Source organism: Streptomyces sp. NPDC048290 (genome assembly GCF_040652095.1).
Taxonomy (GTDB): Bacteria; Actinomycetota; Actinomycetes; order Streptomycetales; family Streptomycetaceae; genus Streptomyces.
This window is the reverse complement of record NZ_JBEZLM010000019.1, coordinates 54453-75119: the sequence shown is the minus strand read 5'-3', so window position 1 is coordinate 75119 and position 20667 is coordinate 54453. Positions and strand designations below refer to the sequence as shown.

Below are 20667 nucleotides of genomic sequence, written 5' to 3'. Positions count from 1 at the left end.
CGGGCGGCACCGGTCCACTGCGCCAGGAAGCCGTGAAGGGCGAGCGGTGGCGTACCTGGCATGAGTGGAGGCCCCGACCCCACCGACCACCACGCCGGCCTCTCAGAAGGCACAGCCCGACCGGCCCGGCCGGACGATCCCCGTCCGCTACTCGACGGAGGTACGGCGCTGGATGCACCGCGCTACGGCGAGCACGGTCGGTGCCGCGAGCCACCACAGGTACGAGGCGGGACCCAGCAGGAACGCAACACCGCGGCCAGGCAGACGCTGCGTACCAGACTCTCGGCGAACACCCCGGGCGGGGCATCCGCCCGGTACAGATGCGCGCGCCGGATCTCCCGGATGAACAACGCGAACGACGTGGACGCCAGGACCTGCACGAGCACGTACAGACCGAACCGCGGCGGGAGGACGCCGTCGGAGGTGATCACCCGGGTCACGAAAGGTCGATGGTGACTAGCCCGTACGGCCCGCCCCCGACGCGGACCACCACCTCGTCGGTCCCGTCGCCCCAGTCCGCGAGTACGACGCCACCGACAGCACGGCACGGCACGGACCGGGCGACCGACCGGGACCCCGCGCGAGCTCCCTCGCCCTGTACCGGATTCCCTGGACACAGGGCCAGACAGCGTGTCAAGAACCTTCCGGATCTTCCATGAACGCGGCGGCATGGTCACCGGCCCACTGGCGAAACGTGCGCGGCGCCCTCCCCAGGATGTCGGCCACCGCGCTGGTGACATACGCGGGCTGTCCGATCGCCGCGCTCCACGCGGCGAGCAGCATGTCGACGACCGAACGGGGCGCCGTGCCCTCCGACAGGCTTCGGAACTCGTCCGGGGTCATCTCCTCGAACGCGATCCGGCGCCCCAGCGCGTCACCGATGACGCCCACCTGCGCGGCCTGGGTCAGTGACTCGGGGCCAGTGAGGACGTAGTCGCCTCCGATGTGTTCGTCCTGGCAGAGCGTCCGCGCCGCGACGGCTGCGATGTCGCGTTCGTCGACCGGTGCCGTCTCGGCGGCGCCGTAGGGCCACCGGACGACTTCACCGGCCCGGATCGCGGGCGCCCACCAGGCCAGCGAGTTCGACGCGAGCATCCCCGGCCGGATGATCGTCGACTCAAGTCCGGTGGCCTCGATGAGCCGCTCGATGTCGGCGTGCAGCGCCGCCATGGGATTCGGCTGCTGGAAGAAGGGGTGCGGCGTCTGATGCGGGGAGGAGAGGAAGACGACCCGCCGCACATGGGCTGCGAGCCGTTCGACGGCTGCCGCGGCGGTCTGGGGCGGGGCGGTCCAGAGGAGGAAGACCGCACCGACGCCCTGCAATGCCGGGTCGAGTGTCTCGGGCTCGGTGAGGTCGCCGGTGAAGATCTCGACCTTCGCCGACAGCGTCGCCGCCGCCTCGGAGCGGCGGATGAGGGCGCGGACCGGCGCGCCCGCGTCGAGGAGTTGGTCGATGACGACGCGGCCGATCCGGCCCGTCGCGCCGGTGACGAGGATGGGAGGAGTGTCCATCTGGTTCATGCCGTCCATGAAAACGTTACTCGGTTAAAAATACAACTCAGTCACTAGTGTTACCTTGGTCAGATGAGCGAGCCGACGGGGCTGCGGGCCCGCAAGAAGGAGCGGACGCGCGACGCCATCGGCGACGCGGCCGTCGCGCTGTTCCTGGAGCATGGCTTCGACCGTGTCTCGGTCAACGACATCGCCGCGGCGGCCGAGGTCTCCAAGCCGACCCTCTTCCGGTACTTCCCGACCAAGGAAGACTTGGTGCTGCACCGGTTCGCGGACCACCAGGGCGAAGCAGCACGCGTCGTACGCGACCGTGGCCCCGGCATCAAGCCGATGACCGCCCTGCACCGGCACTTCCGGGCCGCCCTCGATCGGTACGACCCCGTCACCGGCCTCAACGATCATCCCGAGGTGGTGGCGTTCCACCGGCTGGTGTTCACCACGCCGAGCCTGGCCGGACGGCTCACCCGCTACCAACTCGACGACGAGGAGGCGCTGGCGGACGCCCTCGGCGAAGGCATCCAGGCACACCTGCGAGCCGCTCAGGTACTCGCGGTCCAACGGGTACTCGCCCGCGCCAACTGGCAGAAGATCGCCGACGGTCGAACCGCGCACGACGTACACCCGGAAGCCGCGGCCGACGCCGACCAGGCATTCGACCAACTGCGGTGACTGGCAGGCGAGACTCCGGGGCGAAGCAGGCTCGACGGCCCGGCGTACCTGTTACCACGGGCCCGGTCCGGCCGCCCGCTGCGTACGCCGCGCACGGCATAGGCTCCGACCCCGCACACGGCGAGTCCAGGTGCGAGCACCCGCCGTCACCGAAAGCCACTGTCCACGCCGTCCCACCAGCTCCGCGCCGAGCCCCGAGCCGTCAGCCCCGGGACCGCCGTACGCTCAGAGTCTGCAACTCGGTGAACTCCAGCAGTCCCGCCAGCCCGCTCTCCACCCCGATACCGGACTGCCTACGGCCACCGAACGGCACCAGCGGGTCCAGGTGCATCACCTCGTTCACCCACACGGTGCCCGCCTCCAGTCGCTTGGCCAGCTCCAAGCCCACCACCGGGTCACCCGTCCACACCGACGCCCCCAGCGCGTACTCACTCGCGTTGGCCCGCCGCACCACCTCGTCCACCTCCCGGTACTTCAGCAGCGGCAGCACCGGACCGAACTGCTCCTCGCGAACGATCCGGGAGGAGTCGGGCGGGTTGTCCACCAGCGTCGGTGCCACGAACAAGCCTGCGGTGCCGGTCTCCGGCAGCCCACCTGTCAGGAACCGGTAGCCGTGATCCCGGCAGTCGCTCAGCAACGAGACGACTGACTCGTACTGGCGCTGGTTGGACACCGGCCCCAGATCCACCTCGCTCTCGGACGGGTCCCCGACCCGCACCTGCTCGGCCAGCCGTACCAACTCGCGCGCCAGGTCGTCGTACACGTCCTCATGTATGTACAGCCGCTTGGCCGCCAGGCAGATCTGGCCGCTGTTGGCGAACGCCGCCCAGAAGAGCTGGGGCGCCACCTCACTCACCTCCACATCCGGCAGCACGATCGCCGCGTCGTTTCCGCCGAGTTCGAGGGTGACCCGCGCCAGCCGCTGCGCCGCGTTCGCCATCACCGCACGGCCCGTCCGGGTCGACCCGGTGAAACTGATCTTGTCGAAACCCGGGTGCCCGGTCACCCATGACCCCAGGTCCCCGCTGCCCGTCACCACATTCACCACACCGGCCGGCAGCAGGTCCCGCCACACCTCGCCCAGCCGGAGGTTCGCCAGCGGGGTGAACGCCGACGGCTTGAGCACCACGGTGTTGCCCGCCAGCAGCGCCGGTCCCAGTTTGAAGGAAGCCTGTCCCACCGGATAGTTCCATGGGGTGATCGCCGCCACCACGCCCAACGGCAGGCGCCGGGTCACCGACAGGCGCTCCCCGTCGTCCTGGTTGACCGTCTCCTCCCACTCCAGTTCCGCCGTCCTGCGCAGCCACATCGCCAGCCCGGCGACCTCGGCGACCGCGACCGGGCGGGGCTTGCCCTGCTCCAGGACGATCAGGGTCGCCAGATCCTGTGTGTGGGCATCCACCGCGTCCGCCATCGACACCAGATGGCGCCGGCGCTCCGCGATGTCCAAGGCGGCCCAGGCCGGGAACGCCGCCCGTGCCGCCGCGACCGCCTCGTCCAACTGCTCCCGCGTGCAGTCCGGGGCAGCCGCCACCACCCGGCCGGTCGCCGGATTGACTACGCCGAAGGTCGACTCACCGGCCACCGAACGGCCACCGATGGTCAGCGTGAACGCCCCTGAGGCGCCGAGGTCGTACGACATGTGCTGCTCCGTGATTCAGGTCCCGCGTCCGACTGTCCGGCTGGACGCCGGGACACGGGAGAGAGATGAGTCGGACGTGCCGACGGCTGTCGGCGAGGCGAGTGTCAGCCCTGGGGCAGTCGACAAGAAGGTCCCGCGAACCTGGGTGTACCGCACCCCCTCTGAGGGGCTGATTGAGTCGCCGGTGCGTGTCATGGTCGTAGCCGGTCGCCCGGCATCGCGTCGGGGCGGCGCAGCGCCTACCGGCGGCAGCCCTCCAGGAGTCGCGTCGGCTGGGTGACGTGATGGCGGGCGCCGCCGGGCAGGGGCGTGTGGCGTCGGTGATCAGGCGGTGTCCGCTGCCCGTCCTGTCCCGGTCGACGGGATCTCGTCCGGGCTTGGCTCCCCCCTTGGATGCCCTCACGCCCGGCCTCGGGGGCCGTCGACGGCTGCGCGGGAGAGGTCCAGAACTCATGACGCCGTCCACTGGTGACCACCCACTGACGCGCTGACCTCGGGCGATATCGACGCTTGCTAGAATTTCGATAATCTCGCATAATGACGATACTTTGGGGCGGCGGGCCGCTCGGAGATCAGCGGCCCGGCAGGCGAGCGCGACACATGATCCGCGTCGGGGACTGCTGACGCTGGGACGGGAGGAAGCGACATGAGCAGCAGAGAGAAGCCATCCACTCCCCGGCCCGACTGGGCCGCGGCCCTCGTCGGGACGTGGTCCTTGGGCAGCGTCCGCGAGGTGGACGCGAACGACACTGTCCTGCGGGAGCCGTACGGGCACCGTCCGCCGGGGAGACTGCACTACGGCCCGGCACGGCAGGTGGCGGTGGTGATCCCGGGCCACGCCGACGCGCCCGCGGTGGCGTACCTCGGCGATTACGAGATCGACAGGGACGGGGTGCTCCGGCACATCGTGCGGGTCGGACTGCCGCCCTTCACCGAGGACCAGGTCCGGTGGGCGCAGCTCGACGGCGACCGCCTGACTCTGTCGACGGACATCAAGGGGCGCCGCCGCACCGAGTTGCGATGGACACGCGACTGAGGGGCTCCCCCTCGTCCATAGCCCCCCACTTCAGCGACTCATGTGTGTCGTCCGTGCCCAGGCCGCAGTCGGCAACCGGCGTACGCACCTACACATCTCAAGGAGAACGCGATGGCTCTGCACCGCCTGACGTCGATCACGCTCGGCGTCCCCGACGTCGAGGCCGCGGCCGGTTACTACGAGGAGTTCGGCCTGACGCCCGTAGGGGACGGAGTAGGCGACGGAAAGGTCCGCCGCTTCGCCACTCAGGAGGGCGGTGAGCAGCTGAAGCTCGCCCACTCCGCGCAACGCCGACTGGTCGAGCTGGGCGTCGGAGTGGACGACCAGGACGACCTGGACCGCGTGGCCACGAGCCTGGCGAAGCTGGACGTTCCGGCCGAGCGGGGCGCGACGTCGCTTCGGGTCACCGACCCGAACTCCCATCTGACGGTGGTTCTGGAGATCGCCGCGCACCTGAAGCAGACTCCCGCCGAGCAGGTGCCCTACAACGGGCCCGGTCGCCCCTCCCGGCCCAATGGCCGCGCCCCCGGCGTGGAGCGGACGAACCGCGTGCAGCCGCGCAAGCTCGGTCACGTGGTGATCGGCTCGCGTGACCAGGACGCGAGCCAGCGCTTCTTCACCGAGGGCCTGGGCTTCAAGGCCACCGACCACGTGCCCAGCCTGGCCAGTTTTCTGCGCTGCTCCACCGACCATCACAACATTCTCATCCAGCGGGCTCCGGTGGACTTCCTCCACCACACGGCGTGGGAGGTCGACGACGTGGACGAGGTCGGCCGTGGCGCCACCGCCATGCTGGAGGAGCACCCCGAGCGGCATGTGTGGGGACTGGGCCGCCACCACATCGGCTCGAATTTCTTCTGGTACCTCAAGGACCCGGCCGGGAACTTCTCCGAGTACTACAGCGACCTCGACTGCATCGTCGACGACCAGCTGTGGAAGCCGTCCACCGTCGACGGAGCCCGTGGGATCTACAACTGGGGTCCGCCGCTGCCGCCGTCCTTCATCAAGCCCGAGGACCTCGCCGCGCTGATGACCGGTTCGCACAGCCCGCGCTGACACCGTTTCGCCCGCACACCCACAGGAGTAGTCATGCGCATTGGCAGAATCGACGGCAGGCTGGCACTGCTGCACAGCGACCGGGCACTGGACGTCGAGACGGCGAGCGACGGCAGGTTCGCGGCCGAGCCCGACGCGGTCTTCCCTCGGTGGGACGAGTTCGCGCAGTGGGCCGAGGGCCGCTCGCTGGATGACGCGGTGCCCTTCTCGCCCGCCCAGGTCGGCGCCCCCGTCCTGCGCCCGGCCCAGGTCTTCGCGATCGGCCTCAACTACCGGGCGCATGTGGCCGAAGCCGGAGTACGGCCGGAGATCACCGCACCGGCGGTGTTCACGAAGTACCTCTCCAGCATCGCCGGCCCGCACGACACCGTGACCCTGCCCAGCGCACGGGTCGACTGGGAGGTCGAGCTGGTCGCGGTCATCGGGCGCGCGGGACACCAGGTGCCGGAGAAGGACGGATGGAGCCATGTGGCGGGCCTGACCGTGGGTCAGGACCTGTCCGAGCGGACGGTACAGCTGGAGGGGCCCGTACCGCAGTTCTCCCTCGGCAAGTCCTACCCGGGATTCAGCCCGATCGGCCCCTCGCTGGTGAGCGTCGACGAGTTCACCGACCCTGACGACCTGGCCCTGTCCTGCGCCCTGGACGGCGAGGTGCTCCAGGCAGGCCGGACCAAGGATCTGATCTTCTCCGTGCCCGAGCTGGTCGCGCGGATCTCCGCCGTCGTCCCACTCCTGCCCGGCGACATCATCTTCACCGGCACCCCCTCAGGCGTGGGGATGGGCCGGAACCCGGAGCGATACCTACAGCCAGGAGGCACCTTGGTGAGCACCGTCGAGGGCATCGGCTCGCTCAGCAACCGCCTGGTGGCGGGCTACGCGGCACAGGGTTCCAGCTGACCGGCCCCGCTCCCCAACCATCAACCATCAACGAGAACAGAGCAGACCGAGACGCCGGCTCCGACCGGCAGGAGGGAACAGCAATCATGAGTGACCAGACACGCGATGTGGTGACCAGGTTCCTCAAGCACCTGGGCGAGGGCGACATCCCGGCGGTGGCGGGGCTCTTCGCGGACGACGCCCACTGGGAGATCCCCGGTGATCCGGAGATCGTCCCCTGGGTGGGCCGCCGTACGGCGGCCGACATCCCGGACTTCTTCGAGACGATGGGCCGCCTCACCGTCCGTGAACTCTTCGAGATCGACCGCGTTCTCGTGGACGGTTCCAACGCGGTGCTGATCGGACGGGCGCGGGTCGTGGTCCGCGCGACGGACAAGGTGATCGACACTCCGTTCGCGCTGGACATCGTCGTCGACGCGAAGGGCCGCATCAGCCGCTACTACATGTTCGAGCACTCCCTGACCGTCGCCCAGGCCATGCGCCCCTGACACAGCGTGTCGTCGGGGAGGCGGTGACCATCCCGTTCATCCACCAGTTCATCAGCACCATCCATGATCGAGGAACGAGTAGGGGCCTCCAGGGCCCGCCGGAGCGTGGAGGACACCTCATGGGGAACCGGACAGTAGCCCAACAGCTCGTCGACGAACTGCGTCTGGCCGGGGTGTCCCGGATCTACGGAGTGGTCGGGGACAGCCTCAACCCGATCGTGGACGCGGTCCGCCGCGCCAAGGGCATCGAGTGGGTCCATGTCCACAACGAGGAGTCGGCCGCCTTCGCCGCGGCATCGGAGGCACAGCTGACCGGCCGACTCGCGGTGTGCGCGGGAAGCAGCGGGCCCGGCAACACCCATCTGATCCAGGGACTGTACGACGCGCACCGCAGCGGCGCTCCGGTGCTGGCCCTCGCCTCGCACATCCCCTCACGCCAGATCGGCACCGGCTACTTTCAGGAGACACATCCGGAACGCCTCTTCACCGAATGCAGCGACTTCTGCGAGCTGGTCGCCACACCCGACCAGATGCCGCGTCTGCTGCGGATCGCCATCCAACGAGCCGTCGGTCACAGTGATGTCTCCGTACTCGTCCTCCCCGGTGACCTCGCGGCGGCTCCGACCACCAACGCCACCGGAACCCACCCCCCAGTGCTTGCCGTGGGCCGTGTCACCCCCGACGATGCCCAGGTGCAGGCCCTGGCGGACCGGCTCAACTCCGCCCGGACCGTCATGCTCTTCGCCGGGGCGGGCGTACGCGGCGCCCACGCCGAGGTCATGCAACTGGCCGAACGGCTCAAGGCCCCCATCGGACACACCCTGCGCGGCAAGGAATGGATCCAGTACGACAACCCCTACGACATCGGCATGAGCGGCCTGCTGGGCTACGGCTCTTGCTACGACACCATGCACGACGCCGACCTGGTGGTGCTTCTGGGGACCGACTTCCCCTATGACGAGTTCCTGCCCCAGAAGCGGACCGTGCAGATCGACCACGACGCCGGACGACTGGGGCGACGGACAGCCCTGGAACTGGGCGTGCACGGCGACGTCCGGCAGACCCTGCGAGCGGTCCTGCCCCTGCTACAGGACCAGCAGGACCGCGGCTTCCTTGATACCAGCCTGCGCAGACATGCTCAGTCCCTGGAGCGCGTCGTCTCGGCCTACACCCACGACGTGGAGCGGCGCACCCCCATACACCCCGAGTTCCCCGCCGCCATCCTCGATGAACTGGCGGACGACGACGCCGTGTTCACCGTCGACACCGGCATGTGCAATGTCTGGGCCGCCCGCTACATCACACCCAACGGAAAGCGCCGCATCCTCGGCTCGTTCCTGCACGGCACCATGGCCAATGCCCTGCCCCACGCCATCGGAGCACAGCTGGCCGACCGTGACCGCCAGGTGATCTCCCTGTCCGGAGACGGCGGCCTCGCCATGCTGTTGGGTGAGCTACTGACCGTGAAGCGGCACGACCTCCCCGTCAAGACGGTCGTGTTCAACAACTCCTCCCTCGGCATGGTCAAGCTGGAGATGCTGGTGGACGGGCTGCCGGAACACGAGACCGATCACGAACCGGTCGACTTCGCGGCGATCGCCGCGGCTGCCGGAATCCACGCGATCCGTATCGAGCGACCCGATGCGGTCCGCGAGGGTCTCAAGGAGGCACTGGCATTCCCCGGCCCCTGCCTGGTGGAACTCGTCACTGACCCGAACGCCCTCGCCATCCCCCCACGGATCACGCCCCAACAGGTCAAAGGCTTCGCCCTGGCGGCGGGGCGAACGGTCCTGGCCGGAGGTGTAGGTCAGATGCTCGACGTGGCACGGGCCAACCTGCGTAGCATCCCCCGGCCGTAGGCCCAGCGCAGTCGTGTCGCGCTCCGATCCCCATCAGGCATCGCAGCCGTGATCACTCGGGACCCCACGGACCGGTTTGCACCTCGCGGGCACCGACGCGGCCTTTCCGACCGCGCCGCGACGCCCTGGCTCACCGCCCCGGCAGAAGAACAGAACCGTACGGCTCACCAGCTCTGCCTGGTGACACCCTTCGAAGGACGCCCATGCACATCGGAACACTCGGTGCCGGAACGGTCGCGCGAGCCATCGCCCGTCACGCCGTCGCCAGCGGGCACCACGTCATCCTCAGCAACAGCCGCGGTCCTGCCTCACTGGCCGCCGCCGTGGGGGACCTGGGACCGCTGGCCCGTGCAGGAACACCTGAGGAAGCCGCCGCGGCCGAGTTGGTCGTACTGGCTGTCAGATGGCCGCAGATTCCAGCGGCGGTGGCCTCATTGCCCCCGTTCGACGGACGTATCGTGATCGACGCCACCAACCAGTTCGCCGACCCGCCGTCCCACTCCGCGATCGTGGACCTGGGGGAGCTGACCGGAAGCGAGTTCGTCGCGGCGCACCTGCCCGGAGCCCGCGTGGTCAAGGCGTTCAACAGCCTGTACGGCCAGTACATCGCCGCCGATCCCCGGCACCCGGCCGGCCGTCAGGTGCTGTTTCTCGCCGGTGACGATCCCGACGCGAAGTCCACCGTCGAGGAGCTGGCGTCCGACTTCGGGTTCGCCCCCGTCGACCTGGGGTCACTACGTGAAGGAGGACGTCTCATGCAACTCGGTGGCCCGCTGTCCGGGCTGCACGTTCTCAAGCAGGACTGATGTCACTCCTCCCTCGCCCGCTCGTCGGCGGATGCGTGGGATCTTCCAGGTTGTGCTCTTGGGCGTAAGCGATCAGCATGCGAGGCGCCCTGTCGATATGTTCGACGAGCACCGCGACCGCCGCGTCCGCGTCGCGGGTCAGCGCATGGTCGCGCAGCGCCCGGTGCTCCGCGGCGAGGTCACGACCCTGGTCCCCCGTCAGGCTCCAATACCATCGCCGGTAGAGTTCCGCGCTATCACGCAGCGCAGTGACAATCCCCATGAGGCGGGGGCTCCGGCAACCGGAAAGCAGTGCCCGATGAAAGGCCCGGTGCGCAATGGGCCAGTCCTCGTTGAGGCGGCCGTCCGCCGCGTTGGTCGGGGTGCGATCGAGTGTGTGGCAGGACGATACGACCAGGGCCTCCCATTCGACGTCCCCCAGAGCGATGGACTGCCGCAGGGCTAGCGACTCCACCTGAATCCGGGTTCTGGTGAGGTCGGACATGTCGTCGATCGACAGCGGCATCACGCTGAATCCCCGCTGGGGACTGGCGACGACCAACCCCTGCTCGGCGAGCCTGGTCAGCGCCTCCCGTACCACCGAAAGACTCACGCCGAAGCGGCCGGCAAGGGCAACGAGCTTCAACCGCTGCCCTGGGGCGAGTTGCCCGTTGAGCAAATCCGCCCGGATGTCGTCGAAGACCTCTTCAGTACGCGTCGCCTTTTCTCTGCCCACCGCGTCACCCTAACATTTTTAGCGATGAATGATTCATTTAATGCAATTTGGGGTCAATATCGATAGCGCACCTCAGTGGCCGCGGCCCAACCTATGAGCTAAAGTCGTAACATCTTCAGTTACAACGAAAGGTGAGGGGCATGTGGAGCGTGGTGTACAGCGAGGCTGGCGACGCAGCCGCCGTCGCGCGCGTCGAGGACGTACCCGAGGCGCGTGCGCCGAGCGCCGGTGAAGTTCAGGTAGCCGTCAGCTTCGCTCCAGTGCATCGAGGAGATCTGGCCGGCACCTCAAGGGCTTTGCCCGGTGGAGCGTCGGCTCGGGCGCTGGGGACCGAGGCGGCAGGCGTCGTCACCGCAGTGGGTGAGTCGGTGTCCACGCCGCGAGTCGGTGACAGGGTGGCCGTGTTCCCCGCTGTGGGGGCATGGTCCGAACGTGTCACTGTGCCTGCTGAGTTCACCGTGGTCGTCCCGGAGTCGGTGAGCGACGAACTGGCGAGCATCACGCTCGTCAACTCCGTGACGTCGCGGACCGTGGTGCGGGCGGTCGAGGAACTGCGTAGCGCCGCGGCGGCTCCGGACGGGGCACCTCTGGTGGTGTCGGCCGCAGCGTCAGCGGTGGGCAAGCTGATCGTCAGGCAAGCCGTCGATCGGGAAGCCGCCCTCGAACTCGCCGCGCGGCACCCCGAACTCCTCGCCGTCCATGCCGCCTACCCGCTCGACCAGTTGCGCGACGCCATCGACGCCGCGAGAACGAACGGCACGGGCAGCACGCTGCTCGCCCTGAGCTGAGGGCACGGCCCCCGATCTCCAGGCGCGGGTCTCCGCCCCGGGACAGCACATACGCAACGCTCCAGGGCTTTTGAATCGACCCTCTCTTCACACCATCACGTCACCACGCGAAGGAACAGACCCATGTCTACAGACACGGACACCCCGCGCGCCGTCGCCGGGCAGTTCGTCGAGCGCCTCGGCAAGCAGGACCAGCACGGGATACAGGAGTTGTTCGCACCAGAGATCGACTGGCATGTTCCCGGCAGCGACAAGCTGCCTTGGACGGGCAGCCGCACACGACGCGAAGAAGTCGCCCCGTACTTCACGACGATGTGGCCCCACTACGTGCCCGGCGAGTCGAGGGTCGTGCTGGAGCGGACCATCGTCGAGGGCACTGACGTGGTGCTGCTGGCGACCTTCAGCCACGTCATAGCGACCAGCGGAAAACGGTTCACGACCCCAGCCTCCCTCCACCTGGTGATCGAGGACGGCCAGATCGTCCAGTTGCATCTCTACGAGGACACGCTGATCGTCGACCAGGCATTTCACGGGCCTGGAAGTGACTGAACGAGGCGGGAGCATCAGGGAGGAGGGGGACGCGGCACGTCCCCTCCCCCTCGTGCTCGCATCTGCTCCAGGGTCCCACCATGAGAGGAAGACATCATGAAGACAGTCACGTTCGAGCGGAACGGCAGCGTCGGAAGCATCGTCCTTGTCAACCCTCCCGACCAGGCTCTGAGCCGCACGTTCGCCAGCGACCTGCTGGCGGCTGTCCATGAGGCAAGCGGCAGCGACATCCGGGTCCTGGTGGTACGCGCCACAGGCCCGAACTTCGGCACCGGTGGTTTCGTCCCCGAGTGGCCCGGCAAGGACCGGAACTGGTTCCGCACCTTCATCGCCGAAGTGAACCAGGCCTACACGGCGATCGAGGCCCTGCGCATACCCACCATCGCCGCCGTGCGTGGCCGCGCAGTCAGCGGCCACTACGAGCTTGTCCTGCGCTGCGACCTCATCGTCGCCGCCCAGGAGGCCACGTTCACATGGGTGGAGGCCGACACCGGTATGGCACCGCTGGCCGGGGGCGTGCAGCGCCTGGCGGAGCGAGTGGGGCGCGGGCGCGCCACCGCGCACGTGCTGCTGTCCGAGACCCTCACCGGGGCCGAGGCCGCGCAGAGCGGGCTGGTCAACCTCCTCGTACCCGACGATGAGCTGGACGAGGCCGTCGATCGCCTGGCTGAGCGGCTGGCGGCGGGACCCACGCGGGGCTATGCCGCGGTCCGCTCACTGTTCAAAGCCTGGTCGGGCGGTGGAGTGGCATCAGCGGATCAGCTGACGCTCGATCTCACGATGGACCTCTTCGAGTCGTCGGACGCACAGCGCGCGTTCGCCGCCGTGAAGAAGGCCGCCGAGACTGGTGACGGCATTGTCAGGCCGACGTTCGTGGGCGAGTAGGCACGGGGCGGGAGTTGTGCGGTTGCTGCATCGGGGCTCGCGGGCGTCTCGGTAATCGTAGTGATTGCTGGGGTCGAGGCAGAGCCGCGCAGGCGGGAGGCCGGGAGTGTGTGACCTCGCCTGCCCCGGCTATGTGGGCCGCCGGGGCATAGCGCGCGTGCCCAGCGCGTCCAGCAGGCCGGACGGCAGGTCTTCCCTACTCCGAGTGAGCATGGGGCCATCTGCCGTGAGAATGGCTTGGTTCGGAAGCACGTGGCATGCTCCCGGTCACCGCCTCAGGCGGACCGTTCTTCCTGGCTGATCAGGCGGATCGCCTCCAGCGGAAAGGGGGTTGCACGGCTCTCGTCCCGGAATCGGCCATAGAAGTCCCCCATCACTTCGGCGATCGGCGCGTAGCGGACAAGGATTTCCGCGATCGCCGCAGGGATCTTTCCCGGAGAAACCCCTTGCGCGCAGGTGCGCACGAACGCTTTGCGCTCCTCTGGTTGGTATCCGTACAGAGCGACGGCCAGCCAGTTCACGAAATGTGTGACGGCGTAGTACTGGTCGTAGGTGTCGTGCTGTTCTAGAAAGTCGGCCTCATCCTGTGTGAGTTCGAAACGAGAGGAGATCGCGAGGCCGTAGTCGGCGAAGAAGAGCCGTCGGCCGTCGGTCAGGATGTTCTCGAAGTGGGTGTCGAAGTGCAGCAGCCCGCGGGTGTTCATGAACGCGATGTCGGCCTTCAGCTCCTTGTCCACCATGATGCAGGCCCGCTCGGCTGCCTCCTCACTGGCGCCCATTTGGATGCCCAACCAGTTGTGGAGGTTCTGCGGGATGTACTCCAGGAACAGTGTGAGACTGGCCGAGGACTGCTGAAGAGCCTCGATCCGGCTGCGTATCTCCGCTCCGCCTCCCCAGTAGGCGACGGCTTCTTCCACATCGGCCAGTTCCTCGGGTAGCGGGTGGCCGAGGTCGGGGAGTAACCGCCAGTGGTACATGAGGGGGAAACCCTCGTAGTCTCCCGTGATCACCCAGTTCGTCGTCATGGTGTGTACGGCCAGTTCCCGCCAGGCTCCGAATCCCGGGCCGCCGATTCTGCCGACGCCGTAGTGGCAGAAGAGCGGCAGTTCGTGCAGATTCGCTGTGGAGTGGACGTTCTCCGGCAGTTTCTCCAGGTCGGTCAGGCGTATCTGCTTGACGAAGGTTGCGGTTCCGTCGACTTCGAGGAGGACTGTCTTTCCGCCGATGCCGGAGCCGATCGGTGTGGCGGCGTCCATGAGTTCGCGCAGTCTGCGGTCACTGCATTGCGCCAGGGATGTGGAAACGGCGTCGTAGGCGGCCAGACGGGCGCTGCGGGACATGTCAGGGTGTTTCATCTGTGCCTCCAGCATGGCCTCAGCCGGTCCTCCTGCACGTCGAAGCAGACCAAACTCGTCGTTGAAGACCCGGCCGGCGGTCTTGTCGTCCGTCGGCCTCTCGCCTTCCCAGACAGCCAGGTCGTAACTCATGCCCGGAGGCTCTCACGGCGAATGAGCGTGAGCAGAGGCGGGTCGATGTGCGCTCGGCTGAGCAGCCGGTCAGCATAGCGACAGAACGTGCCCAGTGTGTCCGCTGCTCCGTTCTACGACCGCTTCCGCCCGAAGTGCCGGACCGTTCCGCTACGTTGATGATGACGTCGGGGCAGTCCGCCGGCACTGGCAGACGGCTGTTCTTTTCCGCTGTTTCCCGGAGGTTCTCCCAGAGTGACGACCCGGCCCACTCCGCTGACGACTGGTGAGGTGCTCGACCGGCGTGCCCGGGAGAGCGAGCGGCGGCAGATCCGTGACGGCACGGCTCCCGCGTTGCGGAGGCTGAAGGATGGCGAGTTCGGTGCGCTGCTCTCCAGGGCGTGTGCGGACGGCCTGGTCACCGGGGAGTTTCTCGCGGAGGTGGTACGGCGGGCGGAAGCCGATCTGCTGGGGACGGACGGTCTGCGGGCGCTCCTGCTCGGCAGTCCCGGAGCGCCGGGAGTCGTTGGTCCCGGAGCGCCGGAGGTCGTTGGTCCCGGAGCGCCGGAGGCCGTTTCGTCGGCTCGCTGGGCCGCCTGGGCGTCGCTGGCCACTGCCGGGGAGCGTGCCACCACGATTCTCACGGCTCACGCTGAGGCGGAGGGCTCGGCGTTCGTGCTGCGTGAGGTGGCTGCTCGGCCCGGTATGGGTCGCTTCGGCGCACAGGCCGGTTGGCGGTCGCAGGAGGGGTTCGCGCACGGTATCGCCGTGTACGCGGACCGGCGGCACACGGCCCGTTTGCTGGCGGCGGTGAGTCTGGTCGGGCACCTGAGCGGCGTAGAACCCGTGGTGCAGGAGTCGGACGACGGTGAGGAGTGGGCGCGGGTCGGATCGGGCGGCGGGTCTTTGGCCCCATCCCCCGAGTTCGGTTTCCGTGCCCGGCTGCGGCAGGCGTGCGCGCGGGACGCGGTGGCGCCCGTGCTGGTTGCCGAGGTCGCGGCACGGGCCATGGCCGGGGTGATGGACACCGATGAGGCGTACCTCGTGCTGTTCGAGGCGAAGGCGCCGCAGTGGGCGCCGGCGCGCCGCGCCGTCATGGAGTCGGTCGCCGCAGGCTCGGCGGGGACCGCGTCAGCGCTCCTCCAGTCGCACGCGGCAGCGGGCAGTCGGCCCTTGCCGGTCTTCGAGGACACCGTCATCCCTGGCGCCGGGCCGGATGAGATGCGGTACCGGGCCTGCTTGGCGTATGACTCCGGAAGCGGTCTCCTGCGCGCGGACAGTGGACCGCGGCGCTCGAAGAAGGTCGCCCGTCGTACGGCCGCGACCGCTGTCCTGGCTCAGCTGGCCGGAATGACATCGTCAGGGGCGGCGGACGCGCCGCCGACGGCGCCCGGCCGCAGGAACCCGGTCAGCGCGCTGGACGAGCTGACACAGATGGGGCTGGTCAGTGACCTCGTTCTCGATGTGCCGCCCACTCTCACAGGGCGGCAGCCGCTGTTCACCTGTCGGGCCTCCTGTCGGGCGGGCGGCCGGGACCTCGCGGCCACGGGGAGCGGGCTGAGTACCGGTGCCGCACAGGAGGACGCGGCCCGTGCGCTGCTGGGCCTGGTCGTGGCGGAGAGTCAGGAGCCTCCTGCCGGGCCGGTCCGGGCCGTGCCCGCGACCAAACCGCTGGCCCCGGGCCGGAGTCCCCTGGGCGCGTTCAACTCGCTGCGGCAGACCGGTACGGTCACCGATGTCGAGACCGGCTACGCGTCCACAGGGCCCGCGCACCGGCCGATGTTCCGGTGCACTCTGTCGTGCCGGTTCCGGGGGAGGCCCGTGCGGGCTCGGGGGCGGGCCGCGAGCAAGCAGGCATCCCTGACCGAGGCCGCGCGGGTCCTGCTCGCCGTGCTCTCCCTGGTACCGGCCGACCCGGACCGGCATGTCCGCGAGGCGGAACCCCGGTCGATCCGGCCTCGCCAGCAGACCGGTACCTCACCCGACCAGTCGATGCAGTCCGGCCAGCCCGACCAGTCCCTCCAGCCCCTCCAGTCCGCCCAGCCCGACCAGTCCCTCCAGCCCCTCCAGTCCACCCAGCCCGACCAGCCCCTCCAGTCCGCCCAGTCGGGCCATCCCATCCCGCCCGTCCAGTCGACCCACCCCATCCCGCCCACTTCGGCCCCTGACCTGCTCGCCGCCACCCTCCGCGCGGGCGCCGCGCTCACCGCTGACCTCAGCGACGGCTCCCCCCGGATGCTGGTCTTCCACCTCGCCGGAGCCCCTCCCCTTCCGGACGGACCGCCGCTCCCGTTGCGCTCCGGCAGCGCCGACCTCTTGCTGCCGGGGGACGGTGTCGCCGTACGGGCGGAGTCGGTGATGGTGTGGGAGGTGCCGCTGCGGCTGCTGGCCGGGGTGTTGGCGGGCCTGGACGGCGACGGGCTGCACGCCAGTGTGGAGATCTGGCGGGCCGTCATCCGGCTGGGAGTCGAGGCCGTCGCCCAGCAGCGTGTCTACCCGGGCGCCGACCCGCTGGGCCGCGACGCCTGGCGGCTGGGTCCGCTCGGGCCGGATCAACGGGCAGCCGCCGACACGCTCGCCCGCGGGATGCCGCCGTACGCGCACTGTGTCCCCGCGGCTCGTGGCCCGTACCGCCTGTGGGCGCCGGACGTCGTGGTGGGGCGGGTGCTCGACGCGCTGGCCGACGCGGTCGTGCGCTCGCCAGGAGCGCCGTACGTGCTGGGCGCGGCTCCCTATACGGCCCCGCTGCCGCGGGCTCAGGGCCCTGCCCTGGAGATGTGGACCGATCGCGTCGCCGCTCTGGCCGATGCCGGGCCCTCGCCCGGTCTGGTTCTGACGATCAAGCCGCCGCCCGCGAACACCCCCGCCGACAGTGAGCCCGAACTGCTGTGGGCGGTGCTGCGGATCAGGACCCACTCGCCCGGCGGGGAAGCGCGGGTCGTGGACGCCGCCTCGTATCTGCCCGGGAACGGTGCCCACCCGGCCCTGCTGGAGCGGGTCCGGCGACGGCTGCGGGCGGCGGCCCGGCTCTGGCCGCCGATGCGGCGCCTGCTGGAACAGAGCCATCCGTCCCGGTTCACGGTGCGGGCCGCCGAAGCCGCGCTGCTGCTCGGCGAGATGGGACGAGACCTCGCCCGGACGGGCATCGAGATCTCCTGGCCCGATCAGTGGGCGCGGTCCCTGGGCGTACGTGCCGTGATCGGCACCCGCTCCGTCCGGGCCGAGAGCGCCTTCTTCGCCCTGGACAGCGTCCTGGACCACCGCTGGCAGCTCACCGTCGACGGCGACGCCCTCACCGACGCGGAGATGGACGCCCTGGCCGCCGCCGGAGGCTCGCTGATCCCGCTGCGTGACCGCTGGCTGCTGGTCACCCCCACCGCCGTGCGCCGGGCGGCGGACCGCCACATCGGCACCCTCCCCGCGGCCGAGGCCCTGACCGCCGTCCTGACCGGCAGCATCAGCGTCGGCGCTGAGGTGGTCGCCTGCGAGCCGGCCGACGCGCTCGCCGAACTCGTGGACTTCCTGTGCGCCGGGTCCCACCAGCCGGTCCCGCAGCCCGCGGCGCTGACGACGACACTGCGCGACTACCAACTGCGGGGGCTGGCATGGCTGGCCAACCTGACCCGCCTCGGGTTCGGCGCGTGTCTGGCCGACGACATGGGCACCGGCAAGACCGTCACCGCGCTCGCGCTGCATCTGCACCGCGGCGAGCATCCGCGGCACGCCGGGCCGACCCTCGTCGTCTGTCCGGCCACCATGGTCACCGCGTGGCAGCGCGAGGCCGCCCGCTTCGCCCCGGACACACCCACACGCCGCTACCACGGCGAGGGGCGCGGACTGTCCGGCCTGACCGCCGCCGAGATCGTGATCACCACCTACGGCACCCTGCGGCTGGACGCCGACATCCTCGCCGCGCAGCCGTTCGGTCTGGTCATCGCCGACGAGGCCCAGTACGCGAAGAACCCCCGCTCGCACACCGCCCGGCAACTGCGCCGCCTGAACACCAAGGCTCGTGTCGCGTTGACCGGCACACCCGTCGAGAACGGTGTCATGGACGCCTGGGCCGTCCTGGACTGGGCCAACCCCGGTCTGCTCGGCACCCGCCGTGCCTTCGGCGAGCGCTACGCCCGCCCCGTCGAACAGGACCCGCAGGGCGACGACGCCCGCCGCCTGGCCCGTCTCCTCAGTCCCTTCCTGCTACGGCGTCTGAAGACGGACCCGCACATCCTCAAGGAACTCCCCGAGAAGATCACCACCCGCCGTATCGTGTCCCTCACCCGCGAACAGGTGGGCCTGTACGAGGCGGTCGCCCGGGACACCATGGAACGTATCCGTGTCGCCCGCACCGGCGAGCGGCGGGCGCTGGTCCTCACCCTGCTCACCCAGCTACGGCAGATCTGCAACACCCCCGCGCACTACCTGCGGGAGACGCCGGACCAGGACGGGTACGATCCGGCGGCGCACCGGCGGCGCTCGGGAAAGCTCACCGCCGTCGACGACCTCCTCGCTCAGATCACCGCGCGCGACGAGTCGGTCCTCCTGTTCACCGGCTACGCGGCCATGGGCCGGCTGCTGGAGACCCACCTGCGCGCCCAGGGCTTGACTCCGCTGTTCCTGCACGGCCAGATCCCCGCGGGTCAGGCCCGTCAGGACCTGGTCGACGCGTTCCAGTCCGGCCGCGCCCCCGTCATGATTCTCACCGTGAAGGCCGGTGGTACCGGTCTGACCCTGACCCGGGCCAGTCATGTCGTCATGGTCGACCGGCCGTGGAACCCCGCTGTCGAGAACCAGGCCATCGACCGCGCCCACCGCATCGGCCAGACCCGCACCCTGAACGTCCATCTCCTCCAGACCGAGCTGACCGTAGAGGACCGTATCGACGCCCTCCTGGCCCGCAAGCGCGCCCTGGCCGACGCTGTCCTGCTCGGCGGGGAGACCGCGCTCGCCGATCTGTCGGACGGCGAGATCGCCGAACTCATCGCCCTCGGGGGGTCGTAGTGTCCGAGTCGACCGCCGCGCCGTGGGCCCTGGCCTGGGAGTCCGCCCACAAGGAGGCCACCGCCAGCCCTGTGATCCTCCTCCAGGGTCACCACGTCTATCTGGCTCCGGGTAACCCCATCACGCTCTCCCTCCAACCCGGACTCGTCACCGCCACCATCACCCCCCGCCACAGCGAACCCGTCCGCACCGGCATCCGTATCGCCCAGCTCACCGAGGACGAGCAGCGCGCGCTAGCGGGCGCCCTGACGCAGAGTCACAGGAACGCCCTGCTGTCCGGCCAACTGCCCGCCGAACTCACCGACCCCGCTCACACGGGCGGCATCCGCATCGCCCCGGCGGCGGGCCAGTTGTCCTTCGTCTGCACCTGCCGGCAGGCGCCGTGCCGACACACCGCCGCCCTCGGCCACGCCGTCACCCGGCGCCTGCGTACCGCGCCGCCCATCCTGATGACCTTGCGCGGGCTGGCACAACGCAACGTCACACGCCTGCTCACTGATCCCGGTTCCGCGCCCGCCCAGGCCGCCGCGAGTGGGCCACCGCGCTCACAGGTCGCCGCTCACCACGCCTACCTTCAGTGGGCCACCGGCACATCCGCCCCGGCAGGCGACGAGTGGGCCCATGACGGCGAGCTGGAATCCTCCGTGTTCGCCGCCATGGAACTGCCCGACCCACCAGCACCGGCGCCCTCACTCCAGCGGCTCCGCAGCCTCGCCGCCGACGCCGCCGACCAGGCCCGGCGCCTCCTCACCGACGGGACCATGCCGGAACTCGACCCGGTCACCGACGCCGTCCGGCTCGCCGCGAGCCTGCCGACCAGCGAGGGGACCGAAGCCGTCGCCCACCGTCTCGGCATGGAGCCCCAGGCCCTGCGCCGTCTCCTGCACACCCATGCCCTCGCCGGTACCGCGGGCGTACGCGCCACGCTCCAGCCCCACCAGGCCGACCCCCGTGTCCTCCAGGAGGCAGCCGCCGCGATCAGCCCACTGCGCCCGGACCCGACCGCACCGCTGCTGATCTCCGACCACCGCATCACCGACACCACCGCCGACATCCAGCTCCGCCAGGGCACGGACGGCCGGTGGTACGCCTTCTCCGGAACCAGTCACGACTGGCACCTCATCGCCCCGCCCGCCGACGAACCTGCCGACGCGTACCGCGGCGCGCTCACCGCGCTTGACGGGCGCGGTCGGCCGGGGCACTGAGCGCCGGGGGGGGCAGCGCGCGTCTCGGCAGCGTACTGAGCGGAACAGCACCGCCACGCCGACGAGCAGCAGCACCGGGCGGGTGGCACGCGCGGG

Annotated in this window: 16 protein-coding genes and 1 pseudogene; 13 read left to right on the top strand and 4 right to left on the bottom strand. The window is 69.7% G+C overall.

Translation table 11 applies throughout. The annotated features are described in order from the left end of the window. Positions 1 to 633: 633 nt before the first annotated feature. Positions 634 to 1521, bottom strand: a complete 888-nt coding sequence (locus AB0D49_RS28610; protein ID WP_362762537.1) for an NAD(P)H-binding protein — start codon at positions 1519 to 1521, stop codon at positions 634 to 636. A 63-nt stretch (positions 1522 to 1584) separates the two neighbouring features. Between AB0D49_RS28610 and AB0D49_RS28605 the strand changes: the two genes are divergently transcribed. Continuing rightward, the gene (locus tag AB0D49_RS28605; protein WP_362762535.1) at positions 1585 to 2181 is read left to right on the top strand and encodes a TetR family transcriptional regulator; all 597 of its coding nucleotides are present in this window, start codon (positions 1585 to 1587) and stop codon (positions 2179 to 2181) included. A gap of 202 nt (positions 2182 to 2383) precedes the next feature. Here AB0D49_RS28605 and AB0D49_RS28600 read toward each other — a convergent pair whose 3' ends face one another. Beyond that, the gene (locus AB0D49_RS28600; RefSeq protein ID WP_362762533.1) at positions 2384 to 3823 is read right to left on the bottom strand and encodes an aldehyde dehydrogenase family protein; all 1440 of its coding nucleotides are present in this window, start codon (positions 3821 to 3823) and stop codon (positions 2384 to 2386) included. A 646-nt stretch (positions 3824 to 4469) separates the two neighbouring features. Between AB0D49_RS28600 and AB0D49_RS28595 the strand changes: the two genes are divergently transcribed. The 6 genes from AB0D49_RS28595 (at position 4470) to AB0D49_RS28570 (ending at position 9965) form a co-directional block, all read left to right on the top strand. Further along, positions 4470 to 4859 (top strand): hypothetical protein, encoded by a 390-nt coding sequence (locus AB0D49_RS28595; protein ID WP_362762531.1) that lies wholly within the window; start codon positions 4470 to 4472, stop codon positions 4857 to 4859. 111 nt (positions 4860 to 4970) lie between these two features. Continuing rightward, complete coding sequence (locus AB0D49_RS28590) at positions 4971 to 5915, top strand: VOC family protein (RefSeq protein WP_362762530.1); 945 nt, start codon at positions 4971 to 4973, stop codon at positions 5913 to 5915. Between the two features lie 33 nt (positions 5916 to 5948). Then, positions 5949 to 6812: a fumarylacetoacetate hydrolase family protein gene (locus AB0D49_RS28585; protein ID WP_362762528.1), complete on the top strand. Its 864-nt coding sequence runs from the start codon at positions 5949 to 5951 to the stop codon at positions 6810 to 6812. Between the two features lie 86 nt (positions 6813 to 6898). Continuing rightward, a complete protein-coding gene (locus tag AB0D49_RS28580) occupies positions 6899 to 7300 on the top strand; it encodes a nuclear transport factor 2 family protein (protein WP_362762526.1) in 402 nt (133 codons plus the stop codon). A gap of 119 nt (positions 7301 to 7419) precedes the next feature. Beyond that, positions 7420 to 9159, top strand: a complete 1740-nt coding sequence (locus tag AB0D49_RS28575; RefSeq protein ID WP_362762524.1) for a pyruvate dehydrogenase — start codon at positions 7420 to 7422, stop codon at positions 9157 to 9159. A 203-nt stretch (positions 9160 to 9362) separates the two neighbouring features. Then, entirely contained in the window at positions 9363 to 9965 is a 603-nt protein-coding gene (locus tag AB0D49_RS28570; protein WP_362762522.1) for an NAD(P)-binding domain-containing protein, read from the top strand. Here the strand turns inward: AB0D49_RS28570 and AB0D49_RS28565 are convergent. Further along, positions 9952 to 10680: a GntR family transcriptional regulator gene (locus AB0D49_RS28565; RefSeq protein WP_362762520.1), complete on the bottom strand. Its 729-nt coding sequence runs from the start codon at positions 10678 to 10680 to the stop codon at positions 9952 to 9954. The two genes, AB0D49_RS28570 and AB0D49_RS28565, sit on opposite strands and share 14 nt — an antisense overlap. A gap of 140 nt (positions 10681 to 10820) precedes the next feature. Here AB0D49_RS28565 and AB0D49_RS28560 point away from each other — a divergent pair. The 4 genes and pseudogenes from AB0D49_RS28560 to AB0D49_RS28545 form a co-directional block, all read left to right on the top strand. Beyond that, positions 10821 to 11084, top strand: a pseudogene (locus AB0D49_RS28560) (alcohol dehydrogenase catalytic domain-containing protein); the annotation flags it as partial. 36 nt (positions 11085 to 11120) lie between these two features. Further along, positions 11121 to 11468, top strand: a complete 348-nt coding sequence (locus tag AB0D49_RS28555; RefSeq protein ID WP_362762720.1) for a hypothetical protein — start codon at positions 11121 to 11123, stop codon at positions 11466 to 11468. Positions 11469 to 11591: 123 nt separating this feature from the next. Next, positions 11592 to 12017, top strand: coding sequence for a nuclear transport factor 2 family protein (locus AB0D49_RS28550; RefSeq protein WP_362762518.1), 426 nt, complete (start codon positions 11592 to 11594; stop codon positions 12015 to 12017). Between the two features lie 96 nt (positions 12018 to 12113). After that, on the top strand, positions 12114 to 12902 hold the full coding sequence (locus tag AB0D49_RS28545) for an enoyl-CoA hydratase/isomerase family protein (protein ID WP_362762516.1): 789 nt from the start codon (positions 12114 to 12116) through the stop codon (positions 12900 to 12902). A gap of 275 nt (positions 12903 to 13177) precedes the next feature. On the opposite strand, the gene AB0D49_RS28540 is transcribed toward AB0D49_RS28545, so the two are convergent. Beyond that, entirely contained in the window at positions 13178 to 14257 is a 1080-nt protein-coding gene (locus tag AB0D49_RS28540) for a protein kinase family protein (protein ID WP_362762718.1), read from the bottom strand. A gap of 366 nt (positions 14258 to 14623) precedes the next feature. Here AB0D49_RS28540 and AB0D49_RS28535 point away from each other — a divergent pair, with 366 nt between their 5' ends. After that, a complete protein-coding gene (locus AB0D49_RS28535; RefSeq protein ID WP_362762514.1) occupies positions 14624 to 19366 on the top strand; it encodes an SNF2-related protein in 4743 nt (1580 codons plus the stop codon). Then, the gene (locus AB0D49_RS28530) at positions 19366 to 20571 is read left to right on the top strand and encodes a hypothetical protein (RefSeq protein ID WP_362762512.1); all 1206 of its coding nucleotides are present in this window, start codon (positions 19366 to 19368) and stop codon (positions 20569 to 20571) included. Before AB0D49_RS28535 ends, AB0D49_RS28530 begins: the two co-directional genes overlap by 1 nt. The last annotated feature ends 96 nt before the right edge of the window (positions 20572 to 20667 follow it).

Bases quoted from the DNA above. Each gene is read 5' to 3' on its own strand.
- AB0D49_RS28605 (WP_362762535.1), top strand. From the start codon at position 1,585: ATGAGCGAGCCGACGGGGCTGCGGGCCCGCAAGAAGGAGCGGACGCGC.
- AB0D49_RS28590 (WP_362762530.1), top strand. From the start codon at position 4,971: ATGGCTCTGCACCGCCTGACGTCGATCACGCTCGGCGTCCCCGACGTC.
- AB0D49_RS28585 (WP_362762528.1), top strand. From the start codon at position 5,949: ATGCGCATTGGCAGAATCGACGGCAGGCTGGCACTGCTGCACAGCGAC.
- AB0D49_RS28595 (WP_362762531.1), top strand. From the start codon at position 4,470: ATGAGCAGCAGAGAGAAGCCATCCACTCCCCGGCCCGACTGGGCCGCG.
- AB0D49_RS28540 (WP_362762718.1), bottom strand. From the start codon at position 14,257: ATGAAACACCCTGACATGTCCCGCAGCGCCCGTCTGGCCGCCTACGAC.
- AB0D49_RS28575 (WP_362762524.1), top strand. From the start codon at position 7,420: ATGGGGAACCGGACAGTAGCCCAACAGCTCGTCGACGAACTGCGTCTG.
- AB0D49_RS28545 (WP_362762516.1), top strand. From the start codon at position 12,114: ATGAAGACAGTCACGTTCGAGCGGAACGGCAGCGTCGGAAGCATCGTC.
- AB0D49_RS28600 (WP_362762533.1), bottom strand. From the start codon at position 3,823: ATGTCGTACGACCTCGGCGCCTCAGGGGCGTTCACGCTGACCATCGGT.
- AB0D49_RS28550 (WP_362762518.1), top strand. From the start codon at position 11,592: ATGTCTACAGACACGGACACCCCGCGCGCCGTCGCCGGGCAGTTCGTC.
- AB0D49_RS28580 (WP_362762526.1), top strand. From the start codon at position 6,899: ATGAGTGACCAGACACGCGATGTGGTGACCAGGTTCCTCAAGCACCTG.
- AB0D49_RS28570 (WP_362762522.1), top strand. From the start codon at position 9,363: ATGCACATCGGAACACTCGGTGCCGGAACGGTCGCGCGAGCCATCGCC.
- AB0D49_RS28610 (WP_362762537.1), bottom strand. From the start codon at position 1,521: ATGAACCAGATGGACACTCCTCCCATCCTCGTCACCGGCGCGACGGGC.